The organism is Frigoribacterium sp. CFBP9030 (assembly GCF_034045195.1).
GTDB lineage: Bacteria > Actinomycetota > Actinomycetes > Actinomycetales > Microbacteriaceae > Frigoribacterium.
In genome coordinates, this window is the sequence record NZ_JAXCWG010000001.1 from 212265 (window position 1) to 221888 (window position 9624).

The following is a 9624-nucleotide window of genomic DNA, read 5'->3' on the forward strand; positions in this document are numbered from 1 at the left end:
TAATGGGGCCATGACGAATCAGAGCCCCCTGGGCCGACGCACCCGTCCGGTGCCCACGGTCCCGCGGGGCGACGTCCTCGGCACGTACGCCAGCTACCCCGAGGCGCAGGCCGTCGTCGAGCGCCTGTCGCACGCCGACTTCCCGATCAAGCAGCTCGCCATCATCGGCAACGACCTCACCACGGTCGAGCGGGTCACCGGCCGGCTGACCTACGGCCGGGCGGCCCTGGCCGGCGCGGTGACCGGTCTGTGGCTGGGGGTCTTCTTCGGTCTCGTGATGCTCGTCTTCTCGCCGACGACCGTGACGATCACCACCGTCGTCGCCGCCGCCCTGATCGGCGCGGGCTTCGGCATGCTCTACGGCATCGCGAGCTTCGCCATCAGCCGTCGTCGCCGCGACTTCACCTCGACCCACCAGGTGCTCGCCACGAGCTACCAGATCGTCGTCGACCCCGAGGTGTCGTCGCGCGCCCATGAGGTCCTCGCACGCCCCGACCAGAAGCGCTGATGGACGCACGACGGATGCGGTTCCACCGCGGCTGGCTGACCGCCGGTCTCTCCGTCGTCGTCGCCGCCTTCTCGCACGTGGCCGGCGGCGGTGCCGAGCCGGGCCTCCTCGGGGTCGGCCTCGCTCTCGCCTTCGCGCTGCCGGTCTGCGTGGCGCTCGCCGGTCGGCGGGTCTCCACGCCCCGCCTCGCCGCATCCGTGGTGCTCAGCCAGTTCGCGTTCCACGTCCTCTTCTCCCTCGGCTCGACCGCGACCACGGGGCTCGGCGCGTCGGGCGGGCACCACTCGCCCCTGATCCTGACCGTCCGCGCGGCAGCGGGTGCGACGGCGGCGCCCGAGGCCGCGATGAGCACGTCGGCGATGTGGCTCGCGCATGCGCTGGCCGCCGTCGTCACGGTGGCGGCCATGGTCCGCGGTCACCGGGCGATGCGGACGGCGCTGCGGGCGGCCTCGCGTCGGGCCGTCGCCGCCGGGCGGGTCCTCGGAGACGGGGTCGTCCCCGTTCCGGAGGCGCGCCTCCTGAACGCCGTCGTCCCGCCTCTCCGACGGGGCCGGCCCCCGCGCTTCCTCACCGCGAGTCCGCACCGGGGTCCGCCTCGTCCCGTCTGACTCCGACCGTCGCCGAACCCGGCGACGGGACGGCGCCGTGCCCTCGGCCGACGCCGATCATCAGACACCGGCCGTGCTCCGCGCAGCCGAGAACAAGGGACCACCACTCGTGAAGAAGACCACTCTCGCCCTCCGGGCCGGCGGCGTGCTGGGCGCCGCCGCGCTCCTCTCCCTCGCGGCGCCGCTCGCCGCCTCCGCCCACGTCCACGTCGAGCCCGGACAGGCCGAAGCCGGTTCGTACTCGACGCTCACCTTCAAGGTGCCGAACGAGTCCGCCGACGCGGGCACCGTCCGGTTCGTCGTCGACCTGCCCACCGACACCCCCTTCACCTCCGTCTCGTACGAGCCCGTCCCCGGGTGGTCGACCGAGGTCGCCACGGGTGCTCTGCCCGAGCCGGTCGACATCGACGGGGCGACCGTCACGACGGCTCCGGTGACGGTGACGTGGACGGCCGACGAGGGTGCTCAGATCGCCCCCGGGCAGTTCCAGCAGTTCGTGATCTCCGCCGGGGCCGTGCCCGACACCGGCTCGATCCTGCTCCCGTCGCACCAGGAGTACAGCGACGGCAGCGTCGTCGACTGGGACGAGCCCACGCCCGCCTCCGGTGAGGAGCCCGAGCACCCGGCACCGACCCTGTATGTGAACGACACGCCGCCCGACGAGGGGCACTCCGACAGCCACGCGGTCGGCGAGGGGGCCGACGCCTCGTCCGACGACGCGGCCGTCAGCGCGTCCGGCGACTCCGACGCGTCGTCGACCGCGGGCGTCGCCTTCGGCATCGGCGGGCTCGCGTTCGGGGCCGTCGCCCTCGTCGTCAGCGTCGTCGCGCTGACTCGTCGCCCCGCAGCGGGCGGCCGGGGCGGGCGCAGCTCGGGCGGGTCGACCTCGTGACGGGCCGCTCGCGCAGCGTCGTCGCCACAGGGCGCTCCCGTCTCGCCGGCGGCGCCGGCGCATCCGGCGGCCTCGTCGGCCTCGTCGGTCTCGTCGGACTGGCCGTGCTCGTGCCGGCGACGGGGGCCTCGGCGCACGACTACGTGCTCTCGAGCAGCCCGGAGCAGGGGGCCGTGGTCACCACGGAGCTCGGGGAGGCGTCGGTCACCTTCAGCGACGTCGTGCTCGATCTCTCGGGGACGGGGTCGTCCAACGTGCTCGAGGTGACCGACGCCTCCGGACGGCACTTCGAGGACGGCTGCTCGACGACCGCCGGGCCCGTCCTCAGCACCGGCGTCGCACTCGGCGCCGCAGGCGAGTACACGATGACCTACCAGGCGGTCTCGGCAGACGGGCACACGGTGTCGGACTCGCGGTCGTTCAGCTACCAGCCGCCGGCCGGGGTCGAAGCCTCCGCGGGCGCCGCCGAGCGGCCCGTCTGCGACCCGTCGACGAGCGACCCGACCGACGACCCGGCCGTCAGCGGGCCCGACGGCGACGAACCGGATGCGGCGGCCACGACCGACCCGGCGGCGGGCGCCGACGCGACCGTCGCTCCTGAGACGGGCTCCGCCGCCGAGGCGACCGACCAGTCGTCCGACGTGGCCGACGACGGCGACGGGCTCGGCCTGGCGATCGGACTCGGTGTCGGGATCGTCGTCCTCGCCCTGGTCGCGGTCGTCGTCGTCCTCGCGACGAGTCGACGTCGATCCGGTTCGGACGAGGGAGGCGACGAGGGCCCCGACGGCGACGGCGAGGCCGACGGCCCGGCGGACGGGCGCTCGACGCCGCGGTCGTAGTCCCGGTCGGGCGACCGGCCGGCCGTACGACGAGCCGCTCACGCGACGAGCCGCTCACGCGACGAGCCGCTCACACGACGAAGGGCCCGGGCGACCGCTGATGCGGATCGCGCGGGCCCCTCGTCGGACGGGTCAGCCTCGGGCGACCCAGGCTTCGACGTCGGCGACGGTGCGGGGGATGCCCACCGAGAGGTTCTCGGCGCCGTCGGCCGTGACGACGATGTCGTCCTCGATGCGGACTCCGATGCCGCGGAACTCCTCGGGCACGCTCAGGTCGTCGGGCTGGAAGTAGAGACCGGGTTCGATGGTGAACACCATGCCCGGCTCGAGCACCCCCTCGAGGTACAGGTCGCGGCGCGCGGCCGCGCAGTCGTGCACGTCGATGCCCAGGTGGTGGCTGGTGCCGTGCACCATGTACCGGCGGTGGTACTGGTGGTCGGGCTCGAGCGACTCGGCCGCGCTGACGGGCAGGAACCCCCACTCGGCGGTGCGCTCGGCGATGACCCGCATGGCCTCGGCGTGGATCTCTCGGAACCGGATGCCGGGGCGAACGATCGCGAAGGCGGCGTCGGCCGCCTCGAGCACGGCTTCGTAGACCAGGCGCTGCACGTCGGTGAAGCGACCCGACACCGGCAGGGTGCGTGTGATGTCGGCCGTGTAGAGGCTGTCGAGCTCGATGCCGGCGTCGATGAGGATGAGGTCGCCGTCGCGGACGGCCCCGTCGTTGCGGGTCCAGTGCAGGACGCAGGCGTGATCGCCCGAGGCCGCGATGGTGTCGTAGCCGACCGTGTTGCCGTCGGCGCGTGCCCTGCGGTTGAAGGTGCCCTCGACCAGACGTTCGCCCCGAGGATGCGCGAGGATCTCGTCGAAGTCGCTCACGACGTCCGTGAACCCGCGACCGGTGACGTCGACGGCTTCGCGCATCTGGGCGATCTCGTAGGCGTCCTTGACCAGTCGCAGCTCGCTGAGGTCGCGTGCGAGGTCGCGGATGTCGTCGGCTGCCGAGGGCTCGGCCTCGGCCTCGGCGGCGGCGGGGGAGTCGGAGCGGCGTGCGGCGTCGATCTCGTCGACACGTCCCGTCAGCTCGGGGTCGGCCTCGCGCAGCAGCAGAGTGTCACCGTCGACGACGCTGAGCACCGCGTCGAACTCGGCCAGGTCGCGGGTCTCGAGTCCGAGGTCGGCGCCGACCTGCGAGAGCGACGGGCGAGGCCCGATCCAGAACTCGCCGATCTCGGGGTTCGCGTAGAACTCGTCGGAGTCGCGGCCCGCGCTCGCCCGGAAGTACAGCGTCGCATCGTGCCCGCCGTCGACGGGTTCGAGCACGAGCACCGACCCCGGCACCGTGTCGGAACCCCACCCGGTCAGGTGAGAGAAGCCCGAGTGCGCACGGAACGGGTAGTCGCAGTCGTTGGAGCGGACCTTGGCGCGCCCGGCGGGCACGACGAGCCGCTTGCCGGGGTGCTTCGCCGACAGGGCCTCGCGGCGAGCGGCCGCGAACGGCGCCTGCTCACGCGGCTCGGGGAGATCGCTCGGCCTCTCGGCCCAGTTCGACGAGATGTAGTCCTTGAAGGTGTCGGAGCCGGGGGTCGTGGAGCGGTTCGTGGTCGCGCGGGGTGCCTTCTGTTCAGCCATGGCACCCATTCTCTCGCGATCCGGATCGGCCTGCGCGACGTCCCGCCGGGTGCTCAGGCCCCGGTGCGGCTGAGCTGCGCGACGACCGGGCGGTGGTCGCTGCCGGCCTCATCGAGGTCGGTCACCACCCGGAACCCGGTGGCGAGCCAGTGTCGGGTGGCCATCACGTGGTCGATCGGGGTGCCGAGCAGCGGGCTGAGATCGGTAGGCCAGGTGCCGACGCCACCGTTCGCCGTGCCCACCGCAGCGTCGCGGCACGTGCCGAGCGCGCCTCCTTCACGGCCCAGCCCGCTCATGTGGTCGACGGTCGCGTTGAAGTCGCCGGCCATGATCACGTTGCCCGAGGCGCACGCGTCGGCGAGCACGTCGAGCCCGTCGCGCCACGTGTCCATCGTGTCGCGGAGCGGGGCGACGGGGTGGGCCGCGACGATGACGGGCGAGGCCTCGTCGACCGGGGTCGCGACGATGCTGGGCATGCCGGGCGTCGTGGTGATCGACGTGCCGTCGTCGGCCGTGGCGACGGTGTACTCGCCCAGGGCGGTCGACACGAGCAGAGACGTCGGCTTCGCGGTCGCCACGTCGTCGTAGCTGGAGGTGAAGCCGGCCATCGGGAGACCCGCCGCGTTCATGGCGTCGGCGACGGCCTTCGCGGTCTCGGCGTCGGTCTCGGGCAGGGTGACGACGTCGGCGCCGACCTCGACGGCCAGAGCGGCGATCGCGTCGGCGCCGGGCGCACCGCCGAGGGTGTTCCACGACAGGACGGTCACGTCGGATTCGAGGGCGTCGGTGAAGTCGTCGCGACCGATGCCGCGCGAGGCGAGCACACCGGTCGAGACTGCGCCGGCGACGAGCGCGAGCACGGCGATGGAGGCGGTCACCGAGCGGATGCGACGGGCGAAGAGCCCGACCACGAGCAGGACGACGGCCGCGACGAGGGCGACGCCCGCCGCCACGATGCGGAACGACACGACCTGCGTCGCCGGCCAGCTCCTCTGCAGGTCGAGGGCCTGAGGCCAGATGGCGAGCAGCAGCGCTGCAGCGGCGGCGAGCACGAGGACGAGGGCGACGAGACGACGGATCATGGCCCGACCGAGCATAGGCGACGACGCCTACGATGAGGGGATGCCGTCACGACCGATCGACCTGCACACGCACAGCAGCGTCTCCGACGGGACGGAGACCCCCGCAGAGCTCGTGCGGGCTGCATCGGCGGCGGGGCTCGGCACCATCGCCCTCACCGACCACGACTCGACGGCCGGCTGGGCCGAGGCGACTCGGGCGGTCGCGGGCACGGGCGTCACGCTCGTCCCCGGCATGGAGCTCAGCACGCGCTTCGGGCTGAACAGCGTGCACATGCTGGGCTACCTCTTCGACCCGACCGACCCGGCCCTCGTCGCCGAGACCGCTCGACTGCGCGACAGCCGCCTGCACCGGGCCGAGCGGATCGTCGAGAGGATCTCGGCCGACTACGACATCAGCTGGCAGGACGTCCTCGACCAGTCGACGAACGGTGCCACGCTCGGCCGTCCGCACATCGCCGACGCCCTCGTCGCCCGGGGCTTCGCCCCCGATCGCAGCGCGGCGTTCGCCGGCATCCTGCACTGGCGCTCCGGCTACTACGAGCCGCACGAGGCCCCCAGCCCGCTCGTCGGAGTGCGGTTGATCCGCGATGCGGGCGGCGTCCCCGTGATCGCGCACCCGGCGACGCACGGTCGCGAGCCCAACGTCTCGGAGAAGGGCTTCGCGGCGCTCGTCGACGCGGGCCTGATGGGCGTCGAGATCGACCATCGCGAGAACACCCCCGCCGGCGCTGCTCGTCTCCGCGAGCTGGCCGCGCAGCACGACCTGATCGTCACCGGCTCGAGCGACTACCACGGCGAGGGCAAGCCGAACCGGCTGGGCGAGAACAGCACCGACCCCCGGCAGTTCGAACGGATCGTCGCGGCGGCCACGGGCTGGACGCCGATCGTCGGCTGAGGAGGCGCGGGTCGGGTCTGGTCTGGTGACGTGCCGAACCCGACCGGGCTGCGGGAGTCCGGTGTGCCGGACCCGAGCGGGCTGCGGGAGCTGGGCGTGCCGGACCCGACCGGGCTGCGGGAGCTGGGCGTGCCGAACCCGACCGATCGGCCGCGACACGCCGTTCGCCGGGTCGCTGAAAGGGCCCGCGGCCTTCTGGTCGCGATTTGCACAGCGGTGGGACTGGTGGGTGGGGGTCGAGGGGCGTCACGTGAGACGACCCCCTGGCCCTGGTGGGCGAGGGGGTCGTGTCGGGTGCGGCGTCGGCCGTAGGGCTCAGCCCTGGGCGGGTGCGTCGCCGCTGGGACGACGGCGGCGACTGCGACGGCGGGGCTCGCCGCCCTCGCCGGAGTTCTCGGACGAGGCGGATCCGACCGACGCGCTCGTGGGCGGAGTGGTGGCCCCGCGACCCGAGCCCTGACGCCCCGACGAGCGACCGGCATCGTCGTCACGACCACGCGAACGGCCTCGCGACCCGGGGTTGCGTTCGCGGGGGGCGGAGGCCCCGCCCTCGACGGCGGCCTTGGGTGCGCTGCGCAGGCGGCCCTTGGTGCCAGCGGGGATGTCGAGGTCGGTGAACAGGTGGGGGCTCGACGAGTAGGTCTCGACGGGCTCGGGCTGCCCCATGTCGAGTGCGCGGTTGATGAGCGCCCACTTGTGCAGGTCGTCCCAGTCGACGAACGTGACGGCGATGCCCGTCTTGCCGGCGCGGCCGGTGCGACCGGCGCGGTGCAGGTAGGTGTCGTGGTCGTCGGGCACGGTGTGGTTGATCACATGCGTGACGTCGTTGACGTCGATGCCGCGGGCCGCGACGTCGGTCGCGATGAGGATGTCCTTCTTGCCCGCCTTGAAGGCGGCCATGGCCCGCTCGCGCTGCTCCTGGTTCAGGTCGCCGTGCACGGCGGCGGCGTTGAAGCCGCGGTCGTTGAGCTCTTCGACGAGCTTGGCGGCCGCACGCTTGGTGCGGGTGAAGACGACGGTCTTGCCGCGGCCCTCGGACTGCAGGATGCGCGCGATGACCTCGTCCTTGTCGAGCGAGTGCGCGCGGTAGACGACGTGCTTGATGTTCGCCTGCGTCAGGCCCTCGTCGGGGTCCGTCGCGCGGATGTGGATCGGGCGGTTCATGAACCGGCGGGCCAGCGCCACGATCGGGCCGGGCATGGTGGCCGAGAACAGCATCGTGTGCCGCGTCTCGGGGACCTGCTGGAAGATCTTCTCGATGTCGCTCAGGAACCCGAGGTCGAGCATCTTGTCGGCCTCGTCGAGGACGACCTCCTGGACGCCCTTGAGATCGAGGAGGCGCTGGCTGGCCAGGTCGAGGAGGCGCCCGGGGGTGCCGACCACGATCTGCGCCCCGGCCTTCAGCTGCTCGACCTGGCCCTCGTAGGCCTTGCCGCCGTAGATGCTGACGACCTTCGTCGAGCGGTTCGAGGTGGCGACCTCGAGGTCTTCGGCGACCTGGACGCACAGCTCGCGGGTGGGGACGACGACGAGCACCTTGACGCCGGGGGTGGGGTCGAGTCCGATGCGCTGGGCGATCGGGAGGCCGAAGCCGAGGGTCTTGCCGGTGCCGGTCTTGGCCTGGCCGATGATGTCCTGGCCGGCGAGTGCGAGCGGGATCGTCTGGGTCTGGATGGGGAACGGTTCGACGATCCCCTTCGCGGCCAGTGCGTCGACCATGTCCTGGTCGATCGAGAGGTCTGTGAAAGTCACTGTTGTTGCCCTGTCTCATATAGGCGGATGCAGCGAGTTTAGCCCGTCGCTCCGAGCGGGCCTCCGGACCCCGTAAGCTGTCGGCGTGGTGTCATGGATGGGCCGAGGGTCGAAGCGCGTGGTTCCCACGCTGCAGTGGCCCCGACCCTCTGCGAAGCAGCTCCCCATCAACCGGGTCGAGCTCGGCGCTTTCACCCCCGATCTCGAGGTCTACCTCGGGCAGGCCGCCTACCTGCAGCTCGCGCTCTCCGAGGCCCTCGGCCGTGCCGCCGGCTCGGCACCGTCGGTCGGCGCTCAGGCCGTCACCGCCCGCGTCGCCGGGGCGACGCTCGACCGACACCGCGGTCTCGTCGCCGAGATCGAGCGCATCGGCAGCGACCCCGCCGGCTCGATGGAGCCCCACGTCGCGGCCATCGACGAGTTCCGCCGTCGCACGACCGGGTCGACGTGGTTCGAGACCATGCTGGCGCACTACGTCTGCGCCGGTCTGCTCGACGACGTCTTCGTCCGTCTCGCGGCGGGTCTCTCGAACGATCAGCGGGATCGTATCGTCGCCGTGCTCGAGGCCGGCGACGACGCGGAGACCGTGGCGGACGTCCTGTCGGCGTCGATCGAGACCGACCCGCGACTGGCATCCCGCCTGGCGCTCTGGGGTCGTCGTCTGGTCGGCGACACCCTGCTCGTGGCTCGGGCCGCGATCTCGGCGTCGCACGAATCGGCGGACGACGAGCGTCTCGAACCCGTCTTCACGGAGCTCATCGCAGCTCACACGCGCCGGATGGACGCTCTGGGCCTGACGGCCTGACAGCCTGACAGCCTGTTCGGCTGACGGCCCGACCCGCTGACAGCCTCGGGCCGCCGTGCGTCGGCGGGGTCAGCCGACGAGGCGCGCCACGAGAGCGTCGTCGTGCGCCCGCCGCGAGCGGGTGGTGACCCGGCAGACGACCGCCGAGACCACGGCGGGGGCCACGAGCGACACGACCCAGATCCATCCGCCGTCGGCGGGCCAGCCGAGCCAGGTCAGGCCCTCCCAGACGACGGCCGCGACGGCGGCGCCCATGGCCGGAGCCAGTGCGACGCCGCGCGTGTCGCGCCCGGGGAGGACGAAGTGCGCGAGGAGGCCGACGATGACCCCGCCGAGCACGACGAAGAGGAGCTCCATCGTCAGCCGACGAAGCCGACCCGGCGGCTCTCCTCCGAGCCGACCTCGACGTAGGCGAGCGACGCCGTCGGGACGAGGTAGGTCTTGCCCTTCGCGTCGGCGAGCGTCACGTACGACTTGCCGCCGTCGAGAGCGTCGGCGACGACCTTCTCGACCTCGGCCGCGCTCTGCGACGTCTCGAAGCTGATCTCACGGGGGCTGTTGGTGATGCCGATTCTGATGTCCACGACGTCACGATATCCGACGGCGTCGAC

At 72.5% G+C, this 9624-nt stretch carries 11 protein-coding genes; 6 read left to right on the top strand and 5 right to left on the bottom strand.

The features are described 5' to 3' along the window. The first annotated feature begins 10 nt into the window (after positions 1 to 10). From SOM13_RS00980 to SOM13_RS00995, 4 genes are all read left to right on the top strand, one after another. The gene (locus SOM13_RS00980; protein WP_192059768.1) at positions 11 to 508 is read left to right on the top strand and encodes a general stress protein; all 498 of its coding nucleotides are present in this window, start codon (positions 11 to 13) and stop codon (positions 506 to 508) included. Next, complete coding sequence (locus SOM13_RS00985; protein ID WP_320478653.1) at positions 508 to 1116, top strand: hypothetical protein; 609 nt, start codon at positions 508 to 510, stop codon at positions 1114 to 1116. The genes SOM13_RS00980 and SOM13_RS00985 overlap by 1 nt, the downstream gene beginning before the upstream one ends. 109 nt (positions 1117 to 1225) lie before the next feature. Then, on the top strand, positions 1226 to 2008 hold the full coding sequence (locus SOM13_RS00990) for a YcnI family protein (RefSeq protein WP_320478654.1): 783 nt from the start codon (positions 1226 to 1228) through the stop codon (positions 2006 to 2008). Then, on the top strand, positions 2005 to 2847 hold the full coding sequence (locus SOM13_RS00995; protein WP_320478655.1) for a copper resistance protein CopC: 843 nt from the start codon (positions 2005 to 2007) through the stop codon (positions 2845 to 2847). Before SOM13_RS00990 ends, SOM13_RS00995 begins: the two co-directional genes overlap by 4 nt. 132 nt (positions 2848 to 2979) lie before the next feature. On the opposite strand, the gene SOM13_RS01000 is transcribed toward SOM13_RS00995, so the two are convergent. After that, positions 2980 to 4479, bottom strand: coding sequence for an aminopeptidase P family protein (locus SOM13_RS01000; protein WP_243214462.1), 1500 nt, complete (start codon positions 4477 to 4479; stop codon positions 2980 to 2982). A gap of 53 nt (positions 4480 to 4532) precedes the next feature. Continuing rightward, entirely contained in the window at positions 4533 to 5561 is a 1029-nt protein-coding gene (locus tag SOM13_RS01005) for an endonuclease/exonuclease/phosphatase family protein (protein WP_243214466.1), read from the bottom strand. 40 nt (positions 5562 to 5601) lie between these two features. Here SOM13_RS01005 and SOM13_RS01010 point away from each other — a divergent pair, with 40 nt between their 5' ends. Continuing rightward, a complete protein-coding gene (locus SOM13_RS01010) occupies positions 5602 to 6456 on the top strand; it encodes a PHP domain-containing protein (RefSeq protein WP_192059781.1) in 855 nt (284 codons plus the stop codon). A 315-nt stretch (positions 6457 to 6771) separates the two neighbouring features. On the opposite strand, the gene SOM13_RS01015 is transcribed toward SOM13_RS01010, so the two are convergent. Further along, a complete protein-coding gene (locus SOM13_RS01015) occupies positions 6772 to 8208 on the bottom strand; it encodes a DEAD/DEAH box helicase (protein WP_320478656.1) in 1437 nt (478 codons plus the stop codon). A 118-nt stretch (positions 8209 to 8326) separates the two neighbouring features. Between SOM13_RS01015 and SOM13_RS01020 the strand changes: the two genes are divergently transcribed. Continuing rightward, complete coding sequence (locus SOM13_RS01020; RefSeq protein ID WP_320478657.1) at positions 8327 to 9013, top strand: ferritin-like fold-containing protein; 687 nt, start codon at positions 8327 to 8329, stop codon at positions 9011 to 9013. Between the two features lie 69 nt (positions 9014 to 9082). On the opposite strand, the gene SOM13_RS01025 is transcribed toward SOM13_RS01020, so the two are convergent. Both SOM13_RS01025 and SOM13_RS01030 read right to left on the bottom strand, forming a co-directional pair. After that, the gene (locus SOM13_RS01025; protein ID WP_320478658.1) at positions 9083 to 9370 is read right to left on the bottom strand and encodes a hypothetical protein; all 288 of its coding nucleotides are present in this window, start codon (positions 9368 to 9370) and stop codon (positions 9083 to 9085) included. A gap of 2 nt (positions 9371 to 9372) precedes the next feature. Continuing rightward, a complete protein-coding gene (locus tag SOM13_RS01030) occupies positions 9373 to 9597 on the bottom strand; it encodes a DUF3107 domain-containing protein (protein ID WP_192059787.1) in 225 nt (74 codons plus the stop codon). Positions 9598 to 9624: the final 27 nt, after the last annotated feature.